The sequence below is a fragment of the Streptomyces sp. NBC_01283 genome (assembly GCF_041435335.1).
Taxonomy (GTDB): Bacteria; Actinomycetota; Actinomycetes; order Streptomycetales; family Streptomycetaceae; genus Streptomyces.
Window position 1 is genome coordinate 3,167,553 of sequence record NZ_CP108430.1, and the last position, 26,086, is coordinate 3,193,638.

The window sequence follows — 26,086 nt, forward strand, 5'->3', positions numbered from 1 at the left end:
TCCGTACGCTGGGCGGCCGCTTGCCGGGGTCCGGGTTTCGGGGGACGAGCGTCAGGGCAGCAGCCCAAGCTCTGCTGTTGATCTGACACCATTCCCCGTGGGCCCCGTTCGGCGGATGGACAGGGCTCGTACGAAGAGACTTGCGACCAGGGGACGGATGGGACCGCGCAGTGCGGGGCTACGAACGCCAAGAGAGCTCGCGGGCTGAGACGGACCATCTTTCGCGGTTCGAGGCCGAGATGGACCGGCTGAAGACCGAACGAGAGAAGGCTGTTCAGCACGCCGAGGACCTCGGCTATCAGGTCGAGGTGTTGCGCGCCAAGCTGCACGAGGCGCGCCGCAACCTCGCGTCCCGCCCTGCCTATGACGGCGCGGACATCGGCTATCAGGCCGAGCAGTTGCTGCGTAATGCCCAGATCCAGGCCGACCAGCTGCGCCAGGACGCCGAGCGGGAGCTGCGCGACGCACGTGCGCAGACCCAGCGCATCCTCCAGGAGCACGCCGAGCAGCAGGCCAGGCTCCAGTCCGAACTGCACGCCGAGGCGGTGTCGCGCCGTCAGCAGCTCGACCAGGAGCTGTCCGAGCGCCGCCAGACCGTCGAGTCGCACGTCAACGAGAACGTGGCGTGGGCCGAGCAACTGCGGGCGCGCACCGAACAGCAGGCGCGCCGCCTGCTCGACGAGTCGCGCGCCGAGGCCGACCAGGCCCTGGCCGCCGCCCGCGCCGAGGCCGAGCGCGTGGCCGAAGAAGCCCGCCAGCGGATGTCGAGCGACGCCGAGTCGGCCCGCGCCGAGGCCGAAGCGATCCTGCGCCGGGCCCGCTCGGACGCCGAGCGCCTCCTGAACGCCGCGTCCACGCAGGCGCAGGAGGCCACCGACCACGCGGAGCAGCTGCGCTCCACCACGGCCACCGAGTCCGAGCAGGCGCGCCGCCAGGCCACCGAGGCGAGCCGGGCCGCCGAGCAGCGCATGGCGGAGGCAGAGACGGCTCTGCGCGAGGCGCGCGCGGAGGCCGACAAGGTCGTCGCCGAGGCCAAGGAACTGGCGTCCAAGCAGCTCTCGGCCGCCGAGGGTGCCAACGAACAGCGCACGCGCACCGCCAAGGAGCAGGTCGCCCGGCTGGTCGGCGAGGCCACGAAGGAAGCCGAGGCCACCAGGACCGAGGCCGAGCAGCTCGTCGCCGACGCCCGTGCCGAGGCCGAGAAGCTGATCAAGGAAGCCGCCGAGAAGGCGCGCACGATCACCGCCGAGGAGACCGCGGGCCAGCTCGCCAAGGCCGCCCGCACCGCGGAGGACGTACTCGACAAGGCGTCCAAGGACGCCAAGGAGACGACGAAGGCCGCCACGGAGGAGGCCGAGCGGATCCGCACCGACGCCGAGACCGAGGCGGACCGGCTGCGCGCCGAGGCGCACGACATCGCCGAGCAGCTCAAGGGCACGGCGAAGGACGACACCAAGGAGTACCGCGCCAAGACCGTCGAGCTGCAGGAGGAGGCGCGCAGGCTGCGCGGCGAGGCCGAGCAGCTGCGGGCCGACGCGGTCACCGAGGGCGAGCGGATCCGCAGCGAGGCCCGGCGCGAGGCCGTCCAGCAGATCGAGGAAGCCGCCAGGTCCGCCGAGGAGCTGCTCGCCAAGGCGAAGGCCGACGCGGAGGAGCTGAAGTCGGCCGCGGCCACCGAGAGCGACCGGGTCCGCACCGAGGCCATCGAGCGCGCCACGACCCTGCGCAAGCAGGCCGAGGAGACCCTGGAGCGCACCCGCGCCGAGGCCGACCGGCACCGCGAGGAGGCCGCCGAGCAGGCCGAGGCCACGAAGTCCGAGGCCGAGGAAGCGGCGCGGGCCCTGCACGAGGAGACCGAGCGGGCGATAGCGGCACGTCAGGCCGAGGCCGCCGACGAGCTGGCGCGCCTGCACTCGGAGGCCGAGGAGCGTCTCGCCTCCGCCGAGCAGGCGCTGACCGACGCCCGCGCCGAGGCCGAGCGCATCCGCAAGGAGGCGTCGGACGAGACGGACCGCCTGCGTGCGGAGTCCGCCGAGCGGATCCGCACCCTTCAGTCGCAGGCCGAGACCGAGGCCGAGCGGCTGCGCACCGAGGCCGCCGCCGACGCGTCGCAGGCGCGCGCCGAGGGCGAGAACGTCGCCGTGCGGCTGCGTTCGGACGCCGCCAACGAAGCCGAGCGGCTCAAGACCGAGGCCCAGGAGTCGGCCGACCGGCTGCGCTCGGAGGCGGCCGCCGCCGCCGAGCGCGTGGGCGCGGAGGCCGCCGAGGCGCTGTCCGCCGCCCAGGAGGAGGCCGCGAGGCGCCGCAGGGAGGCCGAGGAGACCCTCAGCTCCGCGCGGGGCGAGGCCGACCAGGAGCGCGAGCGGGCCCGCGAGCAGAGCGAGGAGCTCCTCGCCTCCGCCCGCAACCGCGTCGAGGAGGCCCAGGCCGAGGCCGTCCGCCTCGTCGAGGAGGCCGACCGCCGGGCGACCGAGATGGTCTCCAGCGCCGAGCAGACCGCCCAGTCCGTACGGGACTCGGTGGCGGGCCTGCAGGAATCCGCGCAGGAGGAGATCGCGGGCCTGCGCAGCGCCGCCGAGCACGCGGCGGAGCGCACCAGGACCGAGGCGCAGGAGGAGGCGGACCGGGTCCGCTCCGACGCGTACGCCGAGCGGGAGCGTGCCGCCGAGGACGCCAACCGCACCCGGCGCGAGGCGACCGAGGAGAGCGAGGCCGCCAAGTCGCTTGCCGAGCGCACCGTGTCGGAGGCGATCGCGGAGGCCGAGCGGCTGCGTTCGGACGCCTCCGAGTACGCCCAGCGTTCGCGCACGGAAGCCTCGGACGCGATCGCGTCGGCCGAGCAGGACGCGTCCCGTACGCGTGCCGACGCCCGCGAGGACGCCAACCGCATCCGCAGCGACGCGGCGAGCCAGGCCGACCAGCTGATCGGCGAGGCGCGCAGCGAGGCGGAGCGGCTGCAGAACGAGACGGTCGCGGAGGCCGAGCGGCTGCGGACCGAGACCGCGGCGGAGGCCGAGCGGCTGCGCGGCGAGGCGGCATCGGAGGCCGAGCGGGTGCGCTCGGAGTCGGTGGCCAAGGCCGAGAAGCTCATCTCGGACGCGACGGGCGACGCCGAGCGGCTTCGCGCGGACGCCGCCGAGACGGTCGGCTCCGCCCAGCAGCACGCCGAGCGCATCCGGTCCGAGGCCGAGCGCGTCAAGGCGGAGGCGGCGGCCGAGGCCGAGCGGCTCACCTCGCAGGCGCGGGAGGAGGCCGAACGGACCCTGGACGAGGCGCGCCAGGCGGCCAACAAGCGCCGCTCCGAGGCGGCCGAGCAGGTGGACACGCTCATCACGGAGGCGGCGGCCGAGGCCGACAAGCTGACGGCGGACTCCCAGGAGAAGGCCCTCAAGGCGACCACGGACGCGGAGGCGCAGGCCGACACGATGGTCGGCGCCGCCCGCACGGAGGCCGACCGGCTGGTGGCCGAGGCGCGCGTCGAGGGCAACTCCCTGGTGGAGAAGGCCCGTACGGACGCGGACGAACTGCTCGTCGGCGCCCGCAGGGACGCGACGGCCATAAGGGAGCGCTCCGAGGAGCAGCGCGACCGCCTCAGCGCGGAGATCGAGGAGCTGCACGAGCGTGCGCGCCGCGAGTCCGCCGAGGCGATGAAGTCCGCGGGCGAGCGCTGTGACGCGTTGGTGAAGGCCGCGGAGGAGCAGCTCGCCGAGGCCGAGGCGAAGGCCAAGGAGCTGGTGTCGGACGCGAGTTCCGAGGCCGGCAAGGTCCGCATCTCCGCCGTGAAGCGGGCCGAGGCGCTGCTCAAGGAGGCCGAGACGAAGGTCGCCGAGCTGGTGCGCGACGCCGAGCGCGTCAAGGCGGAGGCGCAGGCCGAGGCGGAGCGTACGGTTGACGAGGGCAAGCGCGAGCTGGAGGTCCTCGTCCGGCGCCGGGAGGACATCAACGCGGAGATTTCCCGTGTCCAGGACGTGCTGGAGGCGTTGGAGTCTTTTGAGGCCCCACCGATCCCCGGCGCGAAGGACGGTGGCGTCAAGGCCGGTGCAGCCGCGGGGTCAACTCGATCGGGTGGCAAGCCGTCTGAGGGCTAGCCAAAGAACATCTCGCGTGCTTTGTAAGGACCTTCGGCACTGTCGCTGGCAAGTGCTCCGGCGGTTAGCCACTCAAAAGGGGTGTCATTCTCCAGATCAAACGGGCATCTGCTCGATGACACGCCGCTTGGACCCCTAGGATTCCCTCTATCACCTCACCGGTCTCATTCGACAGGAACCCCATGAGCGACACTTCCCCCTACGGCTTCGAGCTTGTGCGGCGTGGGTACGACCGCGCTCAGGTGGACGAACGTATCTCCAAGCTCGTCTCCGACCGTGACAGCGCTCTTGCTCGTATCACTGCTCTGGAAAAGCGCATTGAGGAACTGCACCTCGAGACGCAGAACGCGCAGGCGCAGGTAGCCGACGCCGAACCGTCGTACGCGGGCCTCGGTGCCCGTGTCGAGAAGATCCTCCGCCTCGCCGAGGAGGAGGCGAAGGACCTGCGCGAGGAGGCTCGTCGCGCAGCCGAGCAGCACCGCGAGCTCGCCGAGTCGGCGGCCCAGCAGGTGCGCAACGACGCCGAGTCGTTCGCGGCCGAGCGCAAGGCCAAGGCGGAGGACGAGGGCGTCCGGATCGTCGAGAAGGCCAAGGGCGAGGCGGGCACGCTGCGCAGCGAGGCGCAGAAGGACGCCCAGCAGAAGCGCGAGGAGGCGGACGCCCTCTTCGAGGAGACCCGCGCCAAGGCCGCCCAGGCCGCGGCCGACTTCGAGACGAACCTCGCCAAGCGCCGGGAGCAGTCGGAGCGTGACCTGGCCTCGCGTCAGGCCAAGGCCGAGAAGCGTCTCGCGGAGATCGAGCACCGTGCGGAGCAGCTCCGTCTTGAGGCGGAGAAGCTGCGTACGGACGCCGAGCGTCGCGCGCGTCAGACCGTCGAGACCGCTCAGCGGCAGGCCGAGGACATCGTCGCGGACGCGAACGCCAAGGCCGACCGGATCCGTTCGGAGTCCGAGCGGGAGCTCGCGGCTCTGACGAACCGTCGCGACAGCATCAACGCGCAGCTCACCAACGTGCGCGAGATGCTGGCCACCCTCACGGGTGCGGCCGTCGCCGCCGCGGGTACGCCCGCCGACGACGAGCCCGTCTCGCGTGGGGTTCCGGCGCAGCAGACCCGCTGACGTCCGGGACGCTTTCAGAGCCCTCTGCCCAAGTGGCAGGGGGCTCTGTCCCGTCTTAGCGTGGCCGCATGATCGAGCTCGAGGGGCTGACCAAGCGGTACGGCGAGAAGCTGGCCGTCAACGACCTCACCTTCACCGTGCATCCGGGCATCGTCACCGGCTTCCTCGGACCGAACGGCGCCGGCAAGTCCACGACGATGCGGATGATGCTCGGGCTCGACAACCCCACGGCGGGCGCCGCGCGCATCGACGGCAAGCGGTACGCCCAGCTGAAGGAACCGCTCAAGTACATCGGCGCCCTGCTCGACGCCAAGGCCATGCACGGCGGGCGCAGCGCCTTCAACCATCTCCTCTGCCTCGCGCAGAGCAACGGCATCCCGCGCGCCCGCGTCCACGAGGTCCTCGACACGGTGGGCCTGACACAGGTCGCCAAGAAGAAGGCCAAGGGCTTCTCGCTCGGCATGGGCCAGCGGCTCGGCATCGCGGGCGCGCTGCTCGGCGACCCCGAGATCCTGATGTTCGACGAGCCGGTCAACGGACTCGACCCCGAGGGCATCCACTGGATCCGGAACCTGATGAAGTCCCTCGCCGCACAGGGCCGTACGGTCTTCGTCTCCTCCCACCTGATGAGTGAAATGGCGCTGACCGCCGACCACCTCGTCGTCATCGGGCAGGGGCGGCTCCTCGCGGACACCTCCATGGCGGACTTCATCCAGCAGAACTCACGCTCGTACGTCCGGCTGCGTTCCCCGCAGCGCGAACGGCTCCTCGATGTGCTGCACCAGGAGGGCGTCACCGCCGTCGAGGCGGGCAACGGCACCCTGGAGGTGGATGGGACCGAAGCCGCGGATCTCGGTGAGCTCGCCGCCCGCCATCAGCTCGTGCTCCATGAACTGAGCCCCCAGCGGGCCTCGCTCGAAGAGGCCTTCATGCAGCTCACCGCGGAGTCGGTGGAGTATCACGCGCACGCCGACCACACGGGCCCCGGCGCCGCCCCGCCACCCCCCGCGCGGGCCGCGGGCTGGGGCGAGAGCTGGCAGCAGCAGCCCAAGAAGGGGTCCTGAACGATGGCCGCGGCACAAGTACTGAAGTCGGAGTGGACCAAGATCCGCTCGGTCTCGTCGACCGTGTGGACGCTGGGTCTCGCGGTGGTCGTCACGGTCGGGCTCGGCCTGCTCATCAGCATTCTGGCGAAGAACGACTACGACAGCCTCAACGCCCAGGACCGCCGGGTCTTCGACCCGACCTTCACCAGCTTCGCCGGCATGAGCCTCGGCCAGCTCGCGATGATCGTCTTCGGTGTGCTCGTCGTCTCGAACGAGTACAGCACCGGCATGATCCGCACCTCGCTCTCCGCGGTCCCGCAGCGCGCCACCTTCATGGCGAGCAAGGTCGCGGTCGCCACCCTGCTCTGTCTGGTGGTGGGCCTGGTCACGAGCTTCATCGCGTTCTTCGTGGGACAGGCGGTGCTCGGCGAGCACAAGGCCGTGATCGGCGACCCGGGAGTGCTGCGTGCGGTGATCGGCGGCGGGCTCTACATGACGCTCATCGCGATGTTCTCGATGGGCGTCGCGACGATGCTGCGCAGTCCGATGCTGTCCCTCGGCATCCTGATGCCGTTCTTCTTCCTCATCTCCAGCATCCTGGGCAACGTCTCCGCGACGAAGAAGATCGGCCGCTTCCTCCCCGACCAGGCGGGGAACAGGATCATGCAGGTGAAGACACCGCTGGACGACGACGTCCCGTACGGTCCCTGGGGCGGGCTCGCGATCATGGTGGTGTGGGTCGCGGTGGCACTGATCGGCGGATACGCGCTGCTGAAGAAGCGCGACGCCTAGTCCCGCTCCGGGGGGGGAATGTGATGGCGGTGGATCCGAGCCTGGCCGCGCTCGGTCTCGATGTCGTGCCCGCCCTGCAGCCGCTGGCCTACCCGGGGCGGCCGGTCCGGCAGCCGTCCCTCCTGACCGGCGGCGAGCTCCTCCCCCTCGGTGTACGTCCGCTCCCGCTCGGTCAGTGGCTCGTGGCGGGGCAGCCGCTCGACGAGGCGCTTGCCGAGCGGGGCGCGGTCCCCGTCAGCGGCAGGCACCCCGTCATCGCCGTCGGGTCGAACGCCTCGCCCGCGCAGGTCGCGTACAAACTCCTGGGACGTTCCCTCTCCGCCGCCGTGCCGATGGTCCCGGTCCGGGTGCGTGGCATCGCCGTCGGCTGCTCGGCGCACATCGGGCGGGCCGGTTACGTGGCGGCGGCCCCCTACATCGACCCGGCGGCCGAGACCTCCCTCGTGGTGAGCTGGCTCGACCGGGACCAGTTCAGGGCGGTCGACGAGACGGAGTTCCCCAACTACCGGCGCTCGCTCGTCCCGGGCGACGGCTTCGGGCTCACCCTGCCGTCCGGGGAGAAGCTCGGCAGCGCCTCGCTCTACGTCAGCTCGTACGGCGTCCTCGTCGATCCGGGGACCGGGCTGCCGCGCCCCGGCGGCGGCGACCAGGCGGCGCTGCTCGCCTCGCTCATCGGGGATTCGGCGGCGCTGCGCGGACTGCTCGGGCCCGGTCCCGCCGACTGGGTGCGCAAGGCCGCCGCCGACCGTAGGCTGCGTGAGCTCGGCACCCGTGCCTTCGCCGACGCGGGCTGGGCGCTGCCGCAGCCGGGCTTCCCCTGACCGAGAGTTTTACCCGCTCTTGGCTGGAACCGTCAGCTCCCCGATATCCTCCTAACCCTTACGGGGGCGTGTGCCCCGACGTCCTGAACCATTCGATGGGTGCGGAGAATGATCGAGGCAGTCGGCCTGACGAAGCGCTACGGCGCCAAGACAGCCGTGTACAACCTTTCCTTTCAGGTGCGACCCGGCACGGTCACCGGCTTCCTGGGCCCGAACGGCTCCGGCAAGTCGACGACCATGCGCATGATCCTCGGGCTCGACCAACCCACCACGGGCCAGGTGACGATCGGCGGCTACCCGTACCGCAAGCTCCCCAACGCCCCCCGCCAGGTCGGCGCGCTGCTCGACGCCAAGGCGGTGCACGGCGGGCGGCACGCCCGCAACCACCTCCTGTGCCTCGCGCAGCTCTCCGGCATCCCGGCCCGCCGGGTCGACGAGGTGCTCGGCGTCGTGGGCCTCCAGGACGTGGCGAAGAAGCGCTCCAAGGGCTTCTCGCTCGGCATGGGCCAGCGCCTGGGCATCGCCGCGGCGCTGCTCGGCGACCCGCAGGTGCTGCTCTTCGACGAGCCGGTCAACGGCCTCGACCCCGAGGGCATCCTCTGGGTGAGGAACCTGATGAAGTCCCTCGCCGCCGAGGGCCGCACGGTCTTCGTCTCCTCGCACCTGATGAGCGAGATGGCGCTGACCGCCGAGCACCTGATCGTGATCGGCCGCGGGCAGATGCTCGCGGACATGAGCGTCAAGGACTTCATCTCGCACAACTCCGCCGACTTCGCCCGGGTGCGGGTGCCGGAAGGCGACGTGCAGCAGCGCGAGAAGCTGTCGGCCGCGCTGAGCGAGGCGGGCGGCCAGGTCATGCCCGAGCAGGACGGCGCGCTGCGCGTGACCGGCCTTCCGCTCCCCCGCATCAGCGACCTCGCACACGGCGCGGACGTCCGCGTGTGGGAGCTCTCGCCGCACCAGGCCTCGCTGGAAGAGGCGTACATGCGGATGACGCAGGGCGCCGTCGACTACCGCTCGACGGTCGACCAGCGGGCGGGCCTCCAGCAGCAGCTGCCGCCGGGTGCGATGCCGCAGCCGCAGATGCCGGTGCCCGGCCAGGGCCAGCCCGGGTGGTACGCACCGCCGCCGCCCCAGCAGGGCGGCCAGCCGTTCGCGATGCCGCAGGGCGCACCTGGCGCCCCCGGCGCACCGCAGGGCACTCCCAACCCGTACGCGGCCGCCGCCCCTCAGGCGCCCGCCGCTGCTCCTGCCCCCGCCCCCGCCCCCGACATGACCAAGCGCGACAGCGAGGACCCGCGATGACCACGCCTCCGACTCCGCAGCCGCAGGCGCAGCCCCAGCAGGCACCCCAGCAGGCGTACGCCCAGGCCGGCGCTCCCGTGCCGCAAGGTGCCCCGATGGCGCCCCCGCCGGCCGCACCCGCGCCGCCCTCCGCCTGGCAGCAGGCGATGAACAACGCCTACACCTCGCCGATCCCGGTCAAGAAGACCCACCTCGGCAACGCCCTGGCGTCCGAGTGGACGAAGATCAAGTCGGTCCGCTCGACGATGTGGACCCTCGGCGTCTTCTTCCTCCTGGTCGTGGGCATCGGCCTGCTCGTGGGCGTGAACACGCAGGACCGGGACTACGCGGACGTGCCGTTCACGATCCCGGCGTTCTTCGGTCTCGTGCTCGGCCAGATCTGCCTGATCACACTCGGCGTCCTGGTGACGTCGTCCGAGTACGGCACCGGCATGATCCGTACGACGTTCACGGCGTCGCCGCAGCGCTACCGTGTGCTCGCCGCCAAGATCCTGATCTTCTTCGTGATCGCCTTCGTCGTCTCGGCGGGTTCCATCCTGCTGGTGGGCCTGATGACGTCGGGGATGCACAGCGGCCCCGAGGCCGGTGACGTCGACTGGGCGGGCACGGTCCTCAAGGGCGGGCTCTACGTCTCGCTCCTGGGCGTCCTCGCGCTCGCCGCAGGATCGATGCTGCGCCACTCGGCGGGTGCGATCACCGCGATGCTCGGCGTCGTCCTGGTGCCCGCGATCCTGCCCGTGTTCCTGATGATCTCCGAGGGCACGCGCCCGCTGGGCGAGAAGATGATGGACTACAACGCCATCAACTCGCTCGCCAAGATCTTCGAGATGGACGGCGAGGGCGGCGGCACCTCGCAGCTCCTGCTGCTCGTCGGCGTGACCGCGGCCGCGATCGTCGGCGCCTTCGCCCTCCTGGAGAAGCGCGACGTGTAGCCGTCAGTACCTAGGCGCGTTACGGGACCGCTGCACCCGCGTGGTGCGGCGGTCCTTCGCGTTCCAGCAGGCCTTGTGCCAGTGCCTGCGCTCGTCCACGCCCGAGTGCTCGGGCCAGGCCACCACGTGCGCGACCCCGGAGGGGATCTCCTGGTCGCAGCCGGGGCAGCGGTAGCTCTTGCCCGCCGCACTGGCCCCCGCCACGTGGCGCAGGCTCCACTGCTCGCCCTGCCAGGACTCGGTGGACTGGAAGCCGCCGTAGCGGCCCGTCGGTTCCCCGTCCGTGCGCGGGCTGGCTTCTCCGGCGCCCTTCGGGCGGTTGCGACGCGGGGACACGGAACACCTCACGGGATGTACGGGGGCCAGGGGTACGTCCAGCCTACGCGGCGCGGACACGGGTAGACGTCCGTCATCAACCCCCACAGATCCCCCCTGCATTTCGCAGAAAATCCGTCAATCTTCATGCCAAGCCGTGCCTTTGGCACGTGTCATGCGTTGTTGCCCGTAGGGGGAGTGCCTGCGTCGGCGCCAAGGAGGCAGGAGTGCGATGCGTGTAGGTAGTTTTGTTCTGGCCGCCCAGTTCCCGGGACAGGGGCAGGGGGAGGCACTGCACCGCGCGGTGCGGTCCGCCGAGGTGGCCGAGGAGGCGGGCCTTGACTCGGTCTGGCTCGCCGAGCACCACTTCGTGCCGTACGGCACGTGTCCGTCCGCCGTGACCCTCGCCGCGCTCCTTCTCGGGCGTACGCGGCGCATCCGGGTCGGCACCGCCGTGAGCGTCCTGCCGACCGTCCACCCCGTGGCCCTTGGCGAGCAGGCGGCGCTGCTGCACCTGACGTCCGGCGGGCGCTTCTCGCTGGGCGTGGGGCGCGGCGGACCGTGGGTGGACCTGGAGGTCTTCGGGTCCGGCCTGGACGCGTACGAGAAGGGCTTCCCGGACTCGCTCGACCTGCTGCTGCGGTGGCTGAGCGAGCCGCGCGTCGCGAGCGAGGCGGGCCGTTTCCCCTTCCGCGAGGTGGCCGTGGTGCCACGGCCGCAGGAGGCGCTGGCCGGCTCGGGCGCGGACGCCGGGGAGGCGTCCGGCGGCCCCGAGGTGATCGTCGCCTGCACCTCGCCGGCCAGCGTGCGGCTCACGGCGGAACGCGGTCTGCCGATGCTGCTCGGCATGCATGTCGGGGACGAGGAGAAGGCCGAAATGGTGGCGTTGTGGCAGCGGCACGCGCGCGCCGCGGGGCGCACGCCGGAAGAGGTCCACCGCGCCGCGCACGTCTCGGCCGGGGTCGCGCAGATCGCGGACCGGCGCCTGGACGCGGCGGAGACGCTGCAGAAGGCGATGCCGGGGTGGCTCAAGCAGGGGCTCGACGCACACGTCACGGTCGACGGCCGCCCCCGGGCCATGCGGGACCCGCTCGCGTACACGGAACTGCTCTGCGGACTGCACCCGGTGGGCACCCCGCAGCTGTGCGCCGACCGGATCGCGGCAACCTCGGAGCGCACGGGGATCACACGCTTCGCGCTGCTGGTCGAGGGTTCGGGCGATCTGGCGACGACCGAGGAGAACGTCCGCAGGCTCGGTGCCGAAGTGCTGCCCCAGCTCGGCTGAGCGTGGGGCGGGGGAGCTGCCGCTCCGGTACTAGAACACCTCCCGCGTACGGAGCGGCAGCAAAAGGCTTCAGCAGTCCCGCAGTTCGGGCGACTGGTTGAGCAGCTGGCCCCGGATCGATGTGAACCGGGCGAGCCTGTCGTCCACGGACGCGTCCAGCGGGAAAACCGCCACACGGTGGCAGTTCTGGAATGCGAGCCGCACTCCGAAGTGGCGCTGCAGAGCGCCGCGAATCGCGTCACTCGCCAGCGCCCGCAGGAGCTGGCCGCGCGCCTGCTCGGTGGGCGGCGGCGTCTGGTTGTCGGCGAACTCTCCGCCGTCAACCTTCAGCTGGGCCACCAGGGAGCTGATCATCTCCCATGCGTAAGGCAGGGAGGTCCGGACGCAGTCGACGAATTCCGCTTCATCGACCTCGCCTCGCTCGGCCTGTTCCAACAGCGCCGGTGAGACGTCGAGCGACATGGGTTCTCCTCTCGCACCCCCGGGGAGCGGGGGCTTCCGGACAGGGCGGGGAGTTCGCACACGCAGCGTGCACGCACGGCGACCTCCTGCTTATACGTTAAGCACCGGACCCGCGCTGCACCAGGAGATTGGGAACATAACCGGCCAGGATCGAACAGGTCCATCGATGGAGGAATCGCGCGGACCACCCGGGGTCGAGTAGCGTTGCGCACCATGCGTCTCGTCATTGCCCGTTGCTCCGTGGATTACGCGGGCCGGCTCACCGCCCATCTCCCGTCGGCCCCCCGCCTGATCCTCGTGAAGGCGGACGGCAGTGTCTCGATCCACGCGGACGACCGGGCCTACAAACCTCTCAACTGGATGTCCCCGCCCTGCACCTTGAAGGAGGGGACGGGGGACGACGCGGGCGTCTGGACCGTCGTGAACAAGGCGGGCGAGAAACTCATCATCACGATGGAAGAGATCCTGCACGACTCCTCGCACGAGCTGGGCGTCGATCCCGGCCTCATCAAGGACGGCGTGGAGGCACATCTCCAGGAGCTGCTCGCCGACCGGATCGAGACGCTCGGTGAGGGCTACTCGCTGATCCGCCGCGAGTACATGACGGCGATCGGCCCGGTGGACATCCTCTGCCGTGACGCCGACGGGCAGACCGTCGCCGTGGAGATCAAGCGGCGCGGCGAGATCGACGGTGTCGAGCAACTCACCCGCTATCTGGAGCTGTTGAACCGCGACCCGCACCTGGCCCCCGTCAAGGGCATCTTCGCCGCCCAGGAGATCAAGCCGCAGGCCCGCGTGCTCGCCACGGACCGCGGCATCGGCTGCGCCGTCCTCGACTACAACGCGATGCGCGGCATCGAGGACGACAAGCTGCGGCTGTTCTAGGAAGTTCTCCGTACCGCTTCCCCCTACGCGAGAGGGCCGGGTCCACCAGGACCCGGCCCTCTCTTGCGTACGTGCGCGTACGTGCGTCAGTCCGTCACGTGCCTCAGATCGTCGACTCCGCGTCCGACGCGGAGTCGCTCGTCGCCGGGCTGCTCGCGGGGCCGCTGGCCGAATTCGAGGTGACCGGGGACGACGGCGGGTCCGGCGTCGGCGTGGTCGGCGGCGGGGTCGTCGGAGGCTTCGTCGTGGGCGGCTTCGTGGTCGGCGGCTTCGTGGTCGGGGGCTTGGTCGTCGGGGGCTTCGTCGTGGGCGGCTTCGTGGTGGGCTTGTCCGTCGGCTTCGTCGTCGGCTTGCCCGAGGTGTCGTCGGAGGGCTTGCCGCTGTCGCTCGGCTCGTCCGACGGTCCGCCGCTCTCACTGGCCCCGCCGTCGTCCGCGGTGCCGGGGACGTTGTCCGCGCCGTCGTCGTCCGGGCGGCTCGTCGAGTCCTTCGCGGGCTTGTCGGCGGTCAGGCCGTCGTCGCCCTGGTCCTCGGTCGCCGACTGCTCCGTCTTGACCTTGTCGGGCGGGTTATCGTTCTTGTCCGACGTGGCCCCGAGGGTCACCACGGTGCCGAGCACGGCCGCGAGCAGGGCGCCCGCGCCCGCCGCGACGAGGTTGCGCCGGGTGCCGCTGACGATGGAGCGGCGGGTCGGTGCCGGGCCGACGCCCACCGCGGGCGGCGCCTTGCGGGTGACCAGGGTCTCGGGCTCCGGGGGCGGTGTGGGCAGCGCGAACGCCGCCGGTACGCCGCCCGGGGGCGATGCCGACTCCTCGTGGCGCGCGTCGGGCATCTCCTCGCCCGCGGCTGCCGTGCTTCCGCCGGGCATCACGCCGCCCGAGCGGTCGGCGACCAGGGCGAGAGCCCTGCGCCCCGCGATCATGCCCCGCTTGTCGGCGAGCGCGCCGCGCAGGCCGATGGAGGCCTCCAGCTCGACGCGGGCCCGGTCGAGCTGTCCGCCGCAGAGCGCGAGGACGCCGAGTTCATGGTGGAAGTACGCCTCTTCGGCGACCTCTCCCGCGGTCCGTGCCGCCTCCTGGCCCGACCGCAGGGCACGCTCCCAGGCGCCCCAGTCGAGCCCTCCCGCGAAGGCGGGCGCGACGGTGCGGGCGAGCAGCACGGCGGCGCTCTCCTCGCTGCCCATGGACCCGCCGCCGGCCGGTGCCCCCGAAGCGGACTGTCCCGCGACCAGGACGCCCAGCGCCGCGAGCACGGCGTCCGCCTCGGCCACGACCCGCTCCGGGCCGACCGAGGGGTGCCCCGCCCACCAGGCGTAGTGCCGGGCGGCGCTCTGGGCGTGCTCCGCGGTGTCGTCCCCGTACCCGGACACCTCCAGCTGTGTACGCACCCCGGCGGCGAGCCGGTAGTGCGAGCCGACGGCCGTGACGAGCGCGGTGGAGACCAGCTCGGCGAGGGCCGCGTCCGCGTGGGTGTCCCCCACGAGGGCGGGCAGATGGGCCTGGTGCGGCAGTTCCCCGCCGAGTGCGACGGCGAACCGCAGCGTGGTGCGTGCCGACGGGCTCAGCCGTGAGGCGAGCAGCGCCGCGGGCGCCGCGCCGTCGGCGAGCGAGGGCAGCGGGACGTCGTGGCCCTCGGCGTCGAAGGGCGCGTCGACCGGCCCCTCGGCGAAGTAGCCGTACTCGTCGAAGGCGTTCGGGTCGGCGCGCAGCTGGTCGCGCTGGCGCAGCAGGGCGCCCGCCTGGACGAAGCGCAGGGGCAGCCCCTCCGACTCGAACCAGAGGTCGCCCGCCCAGCCCGCCTCGTCGTCCGTCAGGACGCGGCCGACGGCGCGCTCCAGGAGTTCGAGGCCGCCGCTGCGGCCGAGCCCGCCGAGGAAGACCTCTTCGAGGTGCGAGTCCGGGGACGGCGCCGCGACCTCGGGGGTGGCGGAGATGAGGAAGGCGCACTCGGGTGTGGCGTCGAGCAGCTCTTCCAGGGCGGCCGCGCCGAACTCCAGGTCGTCCAGGACGACGACCGCGCCGATGTCGTGGACCAGTTCGAGCAGCAGTGCGCGGTCGGGGCGGTGCAGCGGGGCGTTGTAGACCGCGCCGAAGAGATCCTGGAGCAGGTCGCCGGGCGACTTGTGGTACCCGGAGAGCCGGATGACGCCGTCCGGTGCGAGGTCCGCGCAGTCCTCGGCGACGGCGTTCAGGAGCGAGGTTCGCCCCGAGCCCGCGGGACCCGTGAGCCGCACCGAGCGCCCGCGTGCGAGCAGGCGCACGAGCCGCTCACGCTCCTCCTGACGCTCCAGGAGCGGCATCCGGGGCAGTGCGGGACCCGGCGGCACGGGCGGCGCCGATGAGCGGCGCAGCTCGGCACGCTCGGCGGCGGTGCGCTTGACGGGCCGTGCGGGACGTTCGCCGGGCGGGCAGGGTTCGATCTCGCTGCCGTCGACGGGGTTAACGGTGAGCAGGAAGTCACCCGAGACGAGCTGGACGGTGCGGGCGAGCGTGGGCGCGGGCTGACCGAAGTCCGGTGTGTTGGGGTCTCCCCTGCTCGAACGGAGTTGAGAGCTTGGGGAAGGATCGCGCGGTGGCCGCACGGAACGCGCCGAATCGTCGTCGTTGATGCCGTCATGGCCGTACTCTTCCGGTCCCCGGTTCATCGGGTCCATGGTCAAAGCCCCCCAGATGCGTCGTGTACACAGCCCCCTCCGGCCTTGTGCACACTGCGCTGTCGCTTCTGGTCCGGTGCCCCCGCTCGGGCGTCTGTCTTCGTCATGACGGTGGGCGACCGAACCCTAGACCTTCGCTCAGTATCTCCGAACGGGCGGGGTACCGCTCCGTCCGAGACGTCACAGTCTCGTGAGGATTGCGCGCGAAATGCGTTTCACACCCGCGGAAGCGATTCCACCCCGATGCCGCCCTCGATGGCGAGGATGCGATGGAGCCGGGTGGCCACCAGCAGGCGCTGCATCTGGGGCGGCACACTGCGCAGCACGAGACGGCGTCCGCACCGTCCCGCGCGCCGGTGCGCACCCATGATGACGCCGAGTCCCGTGGCGTCCCACGAGTCGAGTTCGGAGAGGTCGAGCACCAGGTCACCGGCTCCGTCGTCGACGGCCGAGTGCAGGACCGTTCGGGCGTCCGCCGCGCTGCGTACGTCGAGGCGTCCCCCGACGACCAGCTGGGCCTGGTCGCCCCTGATGTGCATATGCGCTCCCCGAGAGTGCTGAGTTTCCTGTGACGTCTGTTCCGTATGGCGTCTGCGTATGTCACTGCAACTGACTGCCGCATGGGCAAGGAAGTTGCCGTCTGTAAGCGAACCGATACCGAATTCACTCCGAGGGGTGACCCCGCACGGGTGGAAGCAGACGTCAGTGCTTGTAGAAGCCCTGCCCGCTCTTGCGGCCGATGTCACCGGCGTCAACCATCCGGCGCATCAGCTCGGGCGCGGCGAACTTCTCGTCCTGGGACTCCGTGTAGATGTTGTCCGTGGCGTGCAGCAGGATGTCGACGCCCGTCAGGTCGGCGGTCGCGAGCGGTCCCATGGCGTGCCCGAAGCCGAGCTTGCAGGCGATGTCGATGTCCTCGGCGGTGGCGACGCCCGACTCGTGGAGCTTCGCGGCCTCGACGACGAGCGCCGAGATCAGACGGGTCGTCACGAACCCGGCGACGTCGCGGTTCACGACGATGCAGGTCTTGCCGACGGACTCGGCGAACTCACGCGTGCGGGCGAGGGTTTCGTCGCTGGTCTTGTAGCCGCGCACCAGTTCGCACAGCTGCATCATCGGCACCGGCGAGAAGAAGTGCGCGCCCACGACCCGCTCCGGACGCTCCGTCACGGCCGCGATCTTCGTGATCGGGATGGCCGAGGTGTTGGAGGCGAGCACCGCGTCCTCGCGCACGATCTTGTCGAGCGTACGGAAGATCTCGTGCTTGACCTCGAGCTTCTCGAAGACGGCCTCGACGACGATGTCCGCGTCGGCGACGGCGTCCATGTCGGTGCTCGTCGTGATGCGCCCGAGCGCCGCCTCGGCGTCCTCGGCGGCGAGCTTGCCCTTGCTCACGAACTTGTCGTACGACGCCTTGATCCCGTCGGTGCCACGGGTCAGGGCCTCATCGGTGACGTCGCGCAGGACGACGTCCCAGCCCGCCTGGGCGGAGACCTGAGCGATGCCGGACCCCATGAGTCCGGCTCCGATGACGGCGAGCTTCCGTGCCACTGTTACGACTCCCCTACCGCTTATCACGCCTGGCTTACACGCTGTTTACGTAAGCCCTTCCGGCGGACATTAGCGGTCGTGAGCACGGCTGTGGCCGTGAAGAGATGCGCGTCACGTCTCAGATGACGGACATCACACTGGTACGGGTCATTCGGCGCCGCGCACCGCGTAGTTGAGGACCTTTTCGCCGAGCAGGTCCTCCATCTCGTCGAGCAGCACGAGGGCATCCCGGGACACTTCGGCGGGCTTGCGGCACTTGACCATCTCGTCGCCGATCCACGCCATGAGCGTGCTGTGGACCCAGGAGAGCTGACCCGCGATCAGGCCGGGCATGGGGTCGCCGTCGGCGGCCCCCGTCTCGTCGGCGAGGGTCTTCGTGAGGTGGCCGAGCGCCTCCTGCTGGATCTCCCAGAGCCGGGAGCGCAGGGCGTGGGCGTCGGTGATGACCTTCATGAAGTCGGCCCAGCCGGTGAAGAGACCGATGGAGGGCGACACGCCCTCCACGTCCGCGCGCAGTTGGCGCAGGACCGCGGCGGCGGCGGACTCCCCCGCGCGCCGGCCGCGCACATAACCGGAGAGCCGGTCGACGACGGCCTCGCCCCGGTCGAGGAAGAGGTCCTCCTTGGCCGGGAAATAGTTGTAGACGGTGTTCACGGAGACGTCGGCGGCCTCCGCGACGTCCGCGACGGTCACCGTGACGAAGCCGTGCTCCAGGAAGAGCCCGGTCGCGATGTCCGAGATCCGCTGCTTCGTCTGCCGCTTCTTGCGCTCCCTGAGCCCTTCAGCCATGCCCCCACCCTACGACCACTGGCTAGGGCGACTGAAAACTTGCCCCCATGTAAAACTTGCCCCCACATAAAACTTGGGGCGATTGCAAAATTTAAGAGACTCTGTTTTTGTGGTCGCCATGGCAATCATCAGCACGGCAGGCCTCACCCGGACCTTCCGGACCAAGCGCGCCACCGTCGAAGCCGTGCGCGGCATCGACCTCACCGTCACCCCCGGCGAGATCCTGGGCTTCCTCGGACCGAACGGCGCGGGCAAGACGACGACGCTGCGCATGCTCACCACCCTCCTGCCGCCCACCGGCGGCGCCGCCACCGTCGCGGGCATCGACCTGGCCCGCGACCCGGCGGCCGTACGGCGCAGGATCGGGTACGTGGCCCAGTCAGGCGGCGTCGACCTCACCGTCTCCGTACGCGAGGAGTTGGTCACCCAGGGGCGGCTCTACCGCCTGACCAAGCCCCAAGCCGCCACTCGCGCCGCGGAGTTGGCCGCCGACCTGGGCCTCACCGAGTTCCTCGACCGCAAGTGCGCGAGCCTCTCCGGCGGCCAGCGGCGGCGCCTCGACATCGCCATGGGCCTGATGCACAGGCCCGAGGTGCTCTTCCTCGACGAGCCGACCACGGGGCTCGACCCGGGCAGCAGGGCCGACCTGTGGGCGCTCGTGCGGCGGCTGCGCGACGACCACGGCACCACCGTCGTCCTGACCACCCACTACCTCGACGAGGCCGACGCGCTCTGCGACCGCCTCGTCGTCATCGACAAGGGCGTCGTGGTCGCCGAGGGCACCCCGAGCGCGCTCAAGCTCCGGTACGGCGGCTCCATCGACGCCTCGCTCCAGGACACGTTCCTGGCCGTCACCGGGCGCGACCTCACCCCCAAGGACACGGCGCCCGTCGCCGTCTGAAGCGTCTGAACCCCCAGGACCTCGACCCCCAGGACCCGACATGTCTGCGTTCCTCTCCGACACCGCGCTGATCTTCGGGCGGTACGCCCGCCAGACCCTGCGCTCCAAGTTCCAGATCCTCTTCGGCGTCCTGATGCCGCTGCTCTATCTGCTCTTCTTCGGCCCGCTCCTGACCGACCTGCCGCTCGGCTCGCGCGGTGACTCCTGGCAGGTGCTCGTGCCGGGCCTGCTGCTCCAACTCGGCCTCTTCGGCGCCTCGTACAGCGGATTCGCGATCATCATCGAGAAGCAGTTCGGCGTGGTGGAGCGGATGCGGGTGACGCCGGTCAGCCGGCTCGCGCTCCTTCTCGGGCGGGTCCTCCGCGACGCCGCGCTCTTCGTCTTCCAGGCGGTGCTGCTGGTCCTCGCGGCCGTGGTGATGGGGCTGCGGGCGCCGCTCGCGGGCATCCTCATCGGCTTCGCGTTCGTGGGGGTCCTCACCGTCGTCCTCGCGTCCCTCTCGTACGCGCTCGCGCTGCTCGTCTCCAAGCCGCACGAGTTCGGGCCCGTCATCAACGCGGTCAGCATGCCCTCGATGCTGCTCTCCGGCCTGATGCTGCCGATGGCGCTCGCGCCGGGCTGGCTGGACGTGCTCTCGCACTTCATGCCGTTCCGCTATCTCGTGGACGCGGTGCGGGCCGCCTACGTGGGCGAGTACGCGAGCACGGCGATGCTGTACGGCGTCCTGATGGCCGCCGCGCTCGCCCTCGGGTCCGTGACGGTCGGCACACGTGTCTTCCGGAAGGCGGGCGCGTAACTAGGCTGGCCTCATGGTCAATCTGACGCGCATCTACACCAGGACCGGCGACAAGGGCACGACGGCCCTCGGCGACATGAGCCGCACCGCCAAGACCGATCCGCGGATCTCGGCGTACGCCGACACGAACGAGGCCAACGCCGCGATCGGCACGGCGATCGCGCTCGGTCAGCTCGACGAAGAGGTCGTGAAGGTCCTGTTCCGGGTCCAGAACGACCTCTTCGACGTGGGCGCCGACCTGTCCACGCCGGTCGTGGAGGACCCCGAGTACCCGCCGCTGCGCGTCGAGCAGTCCTACATCGACAAGCTGGAGAAGGACTGCGACCGCTTCCTCGACGAACTGGAGAAGCTGCGCAGCTTCATCCTGCCGGGCGGCACGCCGGGTGCGGCACTGCTGCACCAGGCGTGCACGGTCGTGCGGCGGGCCGAGCGGTCCACCTGGGCGGCGTTCGAGGCGCACGGCGAGGTCATGAACCCGCTGACGGCCACCTACCTCAACCGCCTCTCCGACCTGCTGTTCATCCTGGCCCGTACGGCGAACAAGGCGGTCGGCGACGTCCTGTGGGTACCGGGCGGCGAGCGCTAGAGCCTGCTCAGGAAGCTCGGCTTCTCCTCGTCGTCCCGCACGGCCGGCGCCTTCTTCGGGAAGACCGTGTAGGTCGCCGCGATGATCACGTTGATGCCGATGAGCCACAGCATCCTCTGCTGCCACATCCGCAGGGAGTCGGCGTCCCCGTCGCCCCCGACGTACCAGACCGCTCCCTGCAGCAGCCCCATGGCGATCAGCGCCGCAAGGACCCAGCGGGCGGCGATCTTCCACTCGTGGACGGCGCGGGGCGTGCCGTACTTGGGGGTCGAGGGCGGCGGGCCGCCCGCGAAGCGGTGGGCGACGCGGACGTCCACCCACTTGATCGTGTAGTGCCCGAGCGCGATGGAGTAGCCGATGTAGACGGCGGCGAGGCCGTGCTTCCAGTCCGGCTCCGCGCCGTTCTTCAGGTCGATCGCGGTGACGACGAAGAGGATGACCTCCAGGACCGGCTCGCACAGCAGCACGGCGACACTCGTGCGCGGCATCTTCGCCGCGTAGCGCAGGGCCAGGCCGCCGGCCAGCAGCACCCAGAATCCGACCTCGCAGATGATGATCAGTGTGACGATCACGGTTCGCTCCTCTCGGTCACCTCTCCAGGCTCCCGTCGGACCGGCCGCGGATCATCGTCGCCAGTGACGAAGTGGCACTGCATCCTTCGATGTAGCGCGCGGTTCCTCCCTCAGGATCAGGCACGGCCCCCGCGCGCCGTGTTGGATGGAGACATGGCCCCGTCCCTCCCCCGCCCGCACCGCGTCGACGTGCAGATCTCCGTGGGCAGCACGCTCGCCGGGCTCGCGTTCTGGGGGCTCGGACTGCACATGCAGACCGACCGGCTGCTCGGCGCCGCCTGGGCGCTGATCCCGCTCTTCGTCCTGGCGGGCCTCGAACTGCTGCGCAGGAGCAGGCCGCAGACGGCCCTGGTCATCGGCACCCTCGCGCTGGTCGCCGACCAGTTCACCGCGGGCAATCTCGTCTCGGTCATGATGTTCACGGACATCATGTACGCGGCCGTCGTCTACGGGACTCCGTCCGCCGCCCGGCGTATCCCGGTCACCACGGGCATGATCACGGTGGCGGTGACGATCGGCTTCCTGGCCTGGTTCCGCGACCCCGAGGCGATCCTCGTCGGTGTCGTCACCGGCCTGGTGTCCTTCGCCCCCGCGACCACCGGCGTCCTCGTACGCACCCACCGCGAGGCCGCCGGCGCCGCGCGCCTGCGGGCCGAACAGACCGCGCTGCTGGCCGAGATGGACCGCGTACAGGCCATCACGGCGGAACGCGCCCGGATGGCCCGCGAGCTGCACGACATGGTCGCCAACCACCTCTCGGCGATCGCCATCCACTCCACGGCCGCGCTCTCCCTGGACGACCCGAAGACCACCCGCGACGCCCTCGCCGTCATCCGCGAGAACAGCGTCGAGGGCCTGGCCGAGATGCGCCGCCTCATCGGCATCCTGCGGGACTCCAGCGACGACCGGGAGCCCACGGCCTCACCCACCCTGGACGGCCTCACCGCCCTCGTCGGCAACGCCCGCACCAATGGTCTGGACGTCACCCTCGACGACACCCGCACCCCGGACGACTCCAAGCTCCCCGCCCCGGTCGAGCTCGCGGCGTACCGCATCATCCAGGAGTCCCTGACCAACGCCCTGAAGCACGCGTCCCCCGGCCCGGTGACGGTGACGCTCACCCAGCGGCGGCTCGCTCTCGAAGTCGGCGTGACCAGCCCTTACGGCTCCCCCTCCGGGCCACGCGCCCCGGGCTCGGGAGCCGGCCTCGTCGGCATGCGGGAGCGCGTCGAACTCCTGGGCGGCGCCTTCGAGTCGGGGCCCGAGAGCAACGCTTCCCCCCGTGGCGGCGGCAGTGACGGGAAGGTCTGGGTCGTGCGCGCGACCCTGCCCGTCGACCCCTTGGACCTCGACCCCTCAGATGAAGGAGTGACCGAATGATCCGCGTGCTCGTCGCCGAGGACCAGTCCGCCGTACGGGCGGGGCTCGTCCTGATCCTGCGCAGCGCGCCGGACATCGAGGTGGTCGGTGAGGCCTCCGACGGCGAGGAGGCGGTGGCGCTCGCCCGTGAACTGCGGCCCGATCTGGTGCTCATGGACATCCAGATGCCGCGCCTCGACGGGGTCTCCGCGACCCGTCAGGTCGTCGCCGAGGGGCTCTCGGACGTGCTCGTCCTGACCACCTTCGACCTCGACGAATACGTGTTCGGGGCACTGCGCGCGGGCGCCTCCGGGTTCCTCCTGAAGAACACCGAGGCCAAGGATCTCCTGGAAGCGGTCCGTACGGTCGGTCGCGGCGAGGGCCTCATCGCCCCGGCCGTCACCCGGCGGCTGATCGCCGAGTTCGCGGCCCCCAGGACCACGCGGGCCGCCCGCCGGGCGAACGGACCCGATCCCGCCATCCTCGACACCCTCACCCGCCGCGAGCGCGAGGTGCTCGCGTGCCTCGGCGAGGGACTTTCGAACGCGGAGATCGCGGGCCGCCTCGACATGGCGGAGGCGACGGTGAAGACCCACGTCAGCCGCCTGCTCGGCAAGCTTGAGCTGCGCAGCAGGGTGCAAGCGGCCGTCCTCGCACAGGAGTTGGGTGTATGAGCCCGGCCCCGGTGTGCCCGACCGGCACAATCCGGCCAATGGTTCAGACCTCTTGACCGCTGGTCCAGACCTTTCTATTCTCACCGGCACTGCGGTGAGCACTCCCCCACGTGTTCCACGTGCTCACGGGCGGCGCAGGGATCCACCCCCTCTGACCCCCCGGATCTCACCCGAGGAGCACACCTTGCGCACCTTGCGCTTCAGACACCGAGCTGTGGCAGGCCTCACCACCCTGCTGCTCCCGCTCGCCACCCTGGTCGCACTCGGCGGTCCCGCCGAGGCCGCACCGGAAGCCGCCCCCGCGGCCACCGCCACGTACGCCAAGACCCAGGACTGGGGCAGCGGCTTCGAAGGCAAGTGGACCGTCAAGAACACCGGAACCACCACCATCAGCTCCTGGGCCGTCGCCTGGGACTTCCCCACCGGCACGAAGGTGTCCTCCGCCTGGGACGCCACCGTCACCAACTCCGGCAACCGCTGGACCGCCAAGAACCTCGGCTGGAACGGGACGCTCGCCCCCGGCGCCTCGGTCTCCTTCGGGTTCAACGGCGCCGGGTCCGGTTCCCCCTCCAACTGCACGCTGAACGGCGCCAGTTGTGACGGCGGCAGCGTCCCCGGCGACAACCCTCCCTCGGCACCCGGCACCCCCACCGCGTCCGACATCACCAACACCTCGGTGAAGCTGGCCTGGAAGGCGGCCACCGACGACAAGGGCGTCAAGAACTACGACGTCCTGCGCGACGGCTCCAAGGTCGCCACGGTGACCGGCACCTCGTACGCCGACAGCGGCCTCACCGCGGGCACCGACTACTCGTACACCGTCCAGGCCCGCGACACCGCGGACCAGACGGGACCGGCCTCCGGCGCCGTCAAGGTGCACACCACGGGCGGCGGCGACCCGGGCCCCGGCCCGGGTGACAAGGTCAAGCTCGGCTACTTCGCCCAGTGGGGCGTCTACGGACGCAACTACCACGTGAAGAACATCGACACCTCGGCCTCCGCCTCCAAGATCACCCACATCAACTACGCCTTCGGCAACGTACAGGGCGGCAAGTGCACCATCGGTGACGCCTACGCCGACTACGACAAGGCCTACACCGCCGACCAGTCCGTCGACGGCGTCGCCGACACCTGGGACCAGCCCCTGCGCGGCAACTTCAACCAGCTGCGCAAGCTCAAGGCCAAGCACCCCAACCTCAAGGTCCTCTGGTCCTTCGGCGGCTGGACCTGGTCCGGCGGCTTCACCGACGCGATGAAGAACCCGGCGGCCTTCGCCAAGTCCTGCCACGACCTGGTGGAGGACCCGCGCTGGGCCGACGTCTTCGACGGCATCGACCTGGACTGGGAGTACCCCAACGCCTGCGGCCTGACCTGCGACACCAGCGGCCCGGCCTCGATGAAGAACATGATGCAGGCCTTCCGCACCGAGTTCGGCAAGGACGCCCTGGTCACCGCGGCGATCACCGCCGACGGCTCCAGCGGCGGCAAGATCGACGCGGCCGACTACGGCGGCGCCTCGCAGTACGCCGACTGGTTCAACGTCATGACGTACGACTTCTTCGGCGCCTGGGCGGCCAAGGGCCCGACGGCCCCGCACTCCCCGCTCACCTCCTACCCCGGCATCCCGCAGGACGGCTTCAACACCGCCGACGCGATCACGAAGCTCAAGGCGAAGGGCGTCCCCGCCGCGAAGCTCCTGCTCGGCATCGGCTTCTACGGCCGCGGCTGGACGGGCGTCACCCAGAAGGAGCCGGGCGGCACGGCCACCGGCGCGGCGCCCGGCACGTACGAAGCGGGCATCGAGGACTACAAGGTCCTCAAGAACAGCTGCCCCTCGAACGGCACCATCGCCGGCACGGCCTACGCCCACTGCGGCACCAACTGGTGGTCGTACGACACCCCGGCGACGGTCAAGAGCAAGATGGCCTGGTCGAAGCAGCAGGGCCTGGGAGGCGCCTTCTTCTGGGAGTTCAGCGGTGACACCGCCAACGGCGAGTTGGTGAGCGCCATCAATGACGGCCTGAAGTAGCGGGGGCCGTCCCTCCATGGACGAAGCCGGGAAGACAAGAACGCCCCTTGTCTTCCCGGCTTCTCATTGTCTTGGTCCGCGGGCCGTATGTGGCTGAGCGCGCCCACGCGGCGGAGCCGCACATGTCACAGCCCCGCGCCCCCTACGGGGCGCTCAAGCCACGTTCACCCGCTGGCCGGGAGGCGCCGCCTCAAGCCACGCCAGGAAACCGGTGAGCGCGTCCTCGCCCATCGCGAGCTCAAGACGGACGCCGCGGTGCAGACAGCCGAGCACGATCGCGTCGGAGAGCAGCGCGAGCTCCTCCTCGCCGTCCGGAGCACGCCGGTCGACCACCTCGATGGCCGAACGCTCCAGGACCCGGCGCGGACGGGGAGCGTACGAGAAGACGCGGTACCACTCGATCCGGTCGCCGTTGTAGCGGGCGACACCGTACCCCCAGCCCTTGCCGGAGGTGTCGCCCTTCTCCGGGGCGTTCCAGCGCAGGCTGCAGTCGAAAGTGCCGCCGGACCGCTGGATGAGCCGGCGCCGCAGCCCGAAGACGAAGAGCCCCACCAACACCAGAACGACCAACACGAGTCCGCACACGAGCAGAGTGAGGATCATCGGCACCGACCTCCTCGCCTCTTCGAAACGGACCAACAGAATTGCACCCGCATTGCCTCAGCCGCGACCCGGTCCGGATTGCTCCGGACCTGGCCGCGGCTGAGTCACGTCAACGCCGTCGCGCAGGTTTCAGCGCGACGAAACCGCCCGCAGTCGGACGTCCGCGCGACGCTCGGCGGAGGCGTCGGCCTCCGACTTCGCGCGCTCGAGCGCCCGCTCCGCACGCTGTACATCGATCTCGTCCGACAGCTCGACGATCTCAGCAAGCAGTGACAGCTTGTTGTCCGCGAAGGAGATGAATCCTCCGTGGACGGCGGCGACGACGGTGTCGCCGCCGCTCGTACGAATGGTCACCGGGCCCGATTCCAGCACACCGAGCAGCGGCTGGTGACCGGGCATGACGCCGATGTCGCCGGACGTGGTGCGCGCGACGACCAGGGTGGCCTCGCCGGACCAGACACTGCGGTCCGCGGCGACCAGCTCGACATGCAGCTCAGCAGCCAAGGGTGGCTCCTCGGGTCACC

General features: G+C 70.9%; 24 protein-coding genes. 15 read left to right on the top strand and 9 right to left on the bottom strand.

Annotated elements, in window-relative coordinates; translation table 11 throughout:
- The first annotated feature begins 170 nt into the window (after nucleotides 1-170).
- From scy to OG302_RS14190, 7 genes are all read left to right on the top strand, one after another.
- Complete coding sequence (scy, locus tag OG302_RS14160; RefSeq protein ID WP_371527126.1) at nucleotides 171-4,088, top strand: polarized growth protein Scy; 3,918 nt, start codon at nucleotides 171-173, stop codon at nucleotides 4,086-4,088.
- Nucleotides 4,089-4,270: 182 nt separating this feature from the next.
- Nucleotides 4,271-5,206 carry a cellulose-binding protein gene (locus OG302_RS14165; RefSeq protein ID WP_361833664.1) on the top strand — a complete coding sequence of 312 codons (936 nt, stop codon included), beginning with the start codon at nucleotides 4,271-4,273 and terminating at the stop codon, nucleotides 5,204-5,206.
- Nucleotides 5,207-5,274: 68 nt separating this feature from the next.
- A complete protein-coding gene (locus OG302_RS14170) occupies nucleotides 5,275-6,270 on the top strand; it encodes an ABC transporter ATP-binding protein (RefSeq protein ID WP_371527127.1) in 996 nt (331 codons plus the stop codon).
- A gap of 3 nt (nucleotides 6,271-6,273) precedes the next feature.
- Nucleotides 6,274-7,044: an ABC transporter permease gene (locus OG302_RS14175; protein ID WP_371527128.1), complete on the top strand. Its 771-nt coding sequence runs from the start codon at nucleotides 6,274-6,276 to the stop codon at nucleotides 7,042-7,044.
- Between the two features lie 23 nt (nucleotides 7,045-7,067).
- Nucleotides 7,068-7,865, top strand: a complete 798-nt coding sequence (locus OG302_RS14180) for a hypothetical protein (RefSeq protein WP_371527129.1) — start codon at nucleotides 7,068-7,070, stop codon at nucleotides 7,863-7,865.
- A gap of 108 nt (nucleotides 7,866-7,973) precedes the next feature.
- Nucleotides 7,974-9,170 carry an ABC transporter ATP-binding protein gene (locus tag OG302_RS14185; RefSeq protein WP_371527130.1) on the top strand — a complete coding sequence of 399 codons (1,197 nt, stop codon included), beginning with the start codon at nucleotides 7,974-7,976 and terminating at the stop codon, nucleotides 9,168-9,170.
- A 95-nt stretch (nucleotides 9,171-9,265) separates the two neighbouring features.
- Entirely contained in the window at nucleotides 9,266-10,102 is an 837-nt protein-coding gene (locus tag OG302_RS14190; RefSeq protein ID WP_371750120.1) for an ABC transporter permease, read from the top strand.
- 3 nt (nucleotides 10,103-10,105) lie between these two features.
- Here the strand turns inward: OG302_RS14190 and OG302_RS14195 are convergent, their stop codons facing one another.
- Nucleotides 10,106-10,438 (bottom strand): ATP/GTP-binding protein, encoded by a 333-nt coding sequence (locus OG302_RS14195; RefSeq protein WP_371527131.1) that lies wholly within the window; start codon nucleotides 10,436-10,438, stop codon nucleotides 10,106-10,108.
- A gap of 211 nt (nucleotides 10,439-10,649) precedes the next feature.
- Between OG302_RS14195 and OG302_RS14200 the strand changes: the two genes are divergently transcribed.
- A complete protein-coding gene (locus OG302_RS14200; protein WP_371527132.1) occupies nucleotides 10,650-11,702 on the top strand; it encodes an LLM class flavin-dependent oxidoreductase in 1,053 nt (350 codons plus the stop codon).
- 69 nt (nucleotides 11,703-11,771) lie between these two features.
- Here the strand turns inward: OG302_RS14200 and OG302_RS14205 are convergent, their stop codons facing one another.
- Complete coding sequence (locus OG302_RS14205) at nucleotides 11,772-12,164, bottom strand: SCO5389 family protein (protein ID WP_361833650.1); 393 nt, start codon at nucleotides 12,162-12,164, stop codon at nucleotides 11,772-11,774.
- Between the two features lie 213 nt (nucleotides 12,165-12,377).
- Between OG302_RS14205 and nucS the strand changes: the two genes are divergently transcribed.
- On the top strand, nucleotides 12,378-13,049 hold the full coding sequence (gene nucS, locus OG302_RS14210; protein WP_361833648.1) for an endonuclease NucS: 672 nt from the start codon (nucleotides 12,378-12,380) through the stop codon (nucleotides 13,047-13,049).
- 103 nt (nucleotides 13,050-13,152) lie between these two features.
- On the opposite strand, the gene OG302_RS14215 is transcribed toward nucS, so the two are convergent.
- The 4 genes from OG302_RS14215 to OG302_RS14230 all read right to left on the bottom strand — a co-directional run bounded on the left by OG302_RS14215 (nucleotide 13,153) and on the right by OG302_RS14230 (nucleotide 18,042).
- Entirely contained in the window at nucleotides 13,153-15,702 is a 2,550-nt protein-coding gene (locus tag OG302_RS14215) for an ATP-binding protein (protein WP_371527133.1), read from the bottom strand.
- A gap of 215 nt (nucleotides 15,703-15,917) precedes the next feature.
- Nucleotides 15,918-16,241, bottom strand: a complete 324-nt coding sequence (locus OG302_RS14220; protein WP_160507247.1) for an STAS domain-containing protein — start codon at nucleotides 16,239-16,241, stop codon at nucleotides 15,918-15,920.
- Between the two features lie 163 nt (nucleotides 16,242-16,404).
- Nucleotides 16,405-17,253: a 3-hydroxyacyl-CoA dehydrogenase family protein gene (locus OG302_RS14225; protein WP_361833644.1), complete on the bottom strand. Its 849-nt coding sequence runs from the start codon at nucleotides 17,251-17,253 to the stop codon at nucleotides 16,405-16,407.
- Nucleotides 17,254-17,400: 147 nt separating this feature from the next.
- Nucleotides 17,401-18,042, bottom strand: coding sequence for a TetR/AcrR family transcriptional regulator (locus OG302_RS14230; RefSeq protein ID WP_371527134.1), 642 nt, complete (start codon nucleotides 18,040-18,042; stop codon nucleotides 17,401-17,403).
- Nucleotides 18,043-18,160: 118 nt separating this feature from the next.
- On the opposite strand from OG302_RS14230, the gene OG302_RS14235 reads away from it, so the two are divergent.
- From OG302_RS14235 to OG302_RS14245, 3 genes are read left to right on the top strand one after another with little or no spacing between them, the layout of a single operon-like run.
- Nucleotides 18,161-18,943 carry an ABC transporter ATP-binding protein gene (locus OG302_RS14235; RefSeq protein WP_371527135.1) on the top strand — a complete coding sequence of 261 codons (783 nt, stop codon included), beginning with the start codon at nucleotides 18,161-18,163 and terminating at the stop codon, nucleotides 18,941-18,943.
- 40 nt (nucleotides 18,944-18,983) lie between these two features.
- Entirely contained in the window at nucleotides 18,984-19,739 is a 756-nt protein-coding gene (locus tag OG302_RS14240) for an ABC transporter permease (RefSeq protein WP_363209299.1), read from the top strand.
- Between the two features lie 13 nt (nucleotides 19,740-19,752).
- A complete protein-coding gene (locus tag OG302_RS14245) occupies nucleotides 19,753-20,325 on the top strand; it encodes a cob(I)yrinic acid a,c-diamide adenosyltransferase (RefSeq protein WP_371527136.1) in 573 nt (190 codons plus the stop codon).
- Here OG302_RS14245 and OG302_RS14250 read toward each other — a convergent pair.
- Complete coding sequence (locus OG302_RS14250; protein ID WP_371527137.1) at nucleotides 20,322-20,897, bottom strand: hypothetical protein; 576 nt, start codon at nucleotides 20,895-20,897, stop codon at nucleotides 20,322-20,324. The genes OG302_RS14245 and OG302_RS14250 overlap by 4 nt on opposite strands.
- Before the next feature lie 153 nt (nucleotides 20,898-21,050).
- On the opposite strand from OG302_RS14250, the gene OG302_RS14255 reads away from it, so the two are divergent.
- The 3 genes from OG302_RS14255 (at nucleotide 21,051) to OG302_RS14265 (ending at nucleotide 24,959) form a co-directional block, all read left to right on the top strand.
- The gene (locus OG302_RS14255) at nucleotides 21,051-22,277 is read left to right on the top strand and encodes a sensor histidine kinase (protein WP_371527138.1); all 1,227 of its coding nucleotides are present in this window, start codon (nucleotides 21,051-21,053) and stop codon (nucleotides 22,275-22,277) included.
- On the top strand, nucleotides 22,274-22,930 hold the full coding sequence (locus OG302_RS14260; protein WP_371527139.1) for a response regulator: 657 nt from the start codon (nucleotides 22,274-22,276) through the stop codon (nucleotides 22,928-22,930). Before OG302_RS14255 ends, OG302_RS14260 begins: the two co-directional genes overlap by 4 nt.
- A gap of 193 nt (nucleotides 22,931-23,123) precedes the next feature.
- Nucleotides 23,124-24,959 (top strand): glycosyl hydrolase family 18 protein, encoded by a 1,836-nt coding sequence (locus tag OG302_RS14265; RefSeq protein WP_371750121.1) that lies wholly within the window; start codon nucleotides 23,124-23,126, stop codon nucleotides 24,957-24,959.
- Between the two features lie 153 nt (nucleotides 24,960-25,112).
- Here the strand turns inward: OG302_RS14265 and OG302_RS14270 are convergent, their stop codons facing one another.
- Together OG302_RS14270 and OG302_RS14275 are read right to left on the bottom strand one after the other, a co-directional pair.
- On the bottom strand, nucleotides 25,113-25,562 hold the full coding sequence (locus OG302_RS14270) for a DUF2550 domain-containing protein (RefSeq protein ID WP_371527140.1): 450 nt from the start codon (nucleotides 25,560-25,562) through the stop codon (nucleotides 25,113-25,115).
- Between the two features lie 129 nt (nucleotides 25,563-25,691).
- Nucleotides 25,692-26,066, bottom strand: a complete 375-nt coding sequence (locus OG302_RS14275) for a F0F1 ATP synthase subunit epsilon (protein WP_371527141.1) — start codon at nucleotides 26,064-26,066, stop codon at nucleotides 25,692-25,694.
- Between the last annotated feature and the right edge of the window lie 20 nt (nucleotides 26,067-26,086).

What these genes read in the sequence shown, in the direction of transcription:
- OG302_RS14165 (WP_361833664.1), top strand. Translation starts at nt 4,271, where the DNA reads ATGAGCGACACTTCCCCCTACGGCTTCGAGCTTGTGCGGCGTGGGTAC.
- OG302_RS14170 (WP_371527127.1), top strand. Translation starts at nt 5,275, where the DNA reads ATGATCGAGCTCGAGGGGCTGACCAAGCGGTACGGCGAGAAGCTGGCC.
- OG302_RS14175 (WP_371527128.1), top strand. Translation starts at nt 6,274, where the DNA reads ATGGCCGCGGCACAAGTACTGAAGTCGGAGTGGACCAAGATCCGCTCG.
- OG302_RS14180 (WP_371527129.1), top strand. Translation starts at nt 7,068, where the DNA reads ATGGCGGTGGATCCGAGCCTGGCCGCGCTCGGTCTCGATGTCGTGCCC.
- OG302_RS14185 (WP_371527130.1), top strand. Translation starts at nt 7,974, where the DNA reads ATGATCGAGGCAGTCGGCCTGACGAAGCGCTACGGCGCCAAGACAGCC.
- OG302_RS14190 (WP_371750120.1), top strand. Translation starts at nt 9,266, where the DNA reads ATGGCGCCCCCGCCGGCCGCACCCGCGCCGCCCTCCGCCTGGCAGCAG.
- OG302_RS14200 (WP_371527132.1), top strand. Translation starts at nt 10,650, where the DNA reads ATGCGTGTAGGTAGTTTTGTTCTGGCCGCCCAGTTCCCGGGACAGGGG.
- OG302_RS14205 (WP_361833650.1), bottom strand. Translation starts at nt 12,164, where the DNA reads ATGTCGCTCGACGTCTCACCGGCGCTGTTGGAACAGGCCGAGCGAGGC.
- nucS (WP_361833648.1), top strand. Translation starts at nt 12,378, where the DNA reads ATGCGTCTCGTCATTGCCCGTTGCTCCGTGGATTACGCGGGCCGGCTC.
- OG302_RS14215 (WP_371527133.1), bottom strand. Translation starts at nt 15,702, where the DNA reads ATGGACCCGATGAACCGGGGACCGGAAGAGTACGGCCATGACGGCATC.
- OG302_RS14220 (WP_160507247.1), bottom strand. Translation starts at nt 16,241, where the DNA reads ATGCACATCAGGGGCGACCAGGCCCAGCTGGTCGTCGGGGGACGCCTC.
- OG302_RS14230 (WP_371527134.1), bottom strand. Translation starts at nt 18,042, where the DNA reads ATGGCTGAAGGGCTCAGGGAGCGCAAGAAGCGGCAGACGAAGCAGCGG.
- OG302_RS14235 (WP_371527135.1), top strand. Translation starts at nt 18,161, where the DNA reads ATGGCAATCATCAGCACGGCAGGCCTCACCCGGACCTTCCGGACCAAG.
- OG302_RS14240 (WP_363209299.1), top strand. Translation starts at nt 18,984, where the DNA reads ATGTCTGCGTTCCTCTCCGACACCGCGCTGATCTTCGGGCGGTACGCC.
- OG302_RS14245 (WP_371527136.1), top strand. Translation starts at nt 19,753, where the DNA reads ATGGTCAATCTGACGCGCATCTACACCAGGACCGGCGACAAGGGCACG.
- OG302_RS14255 (WP_371527138.1), top strand. Translation starts at nt 21,051, where the DNA reads ATGGCCCCGTCCCTCCCCCGCCCGCACCGCGTCGACGTGCAGATCTCC.
- OG302_RS14260 (WP_371527139.1), top strand. Translation starts at nt 22,274, where the DNA reads ATGATCCGCGTGCTCGTCGCCGAGGACCAGTCCGCCGTACGGGCGGGG.
- OG302_RS14270 (WP_371527140.1), bottom strand. Translation starts at nt 25,562, where the DNA reads ATGATCCTCACTCTGCTCGTGTGCGGACTCGTGTTGGTCGTTCTGGTG.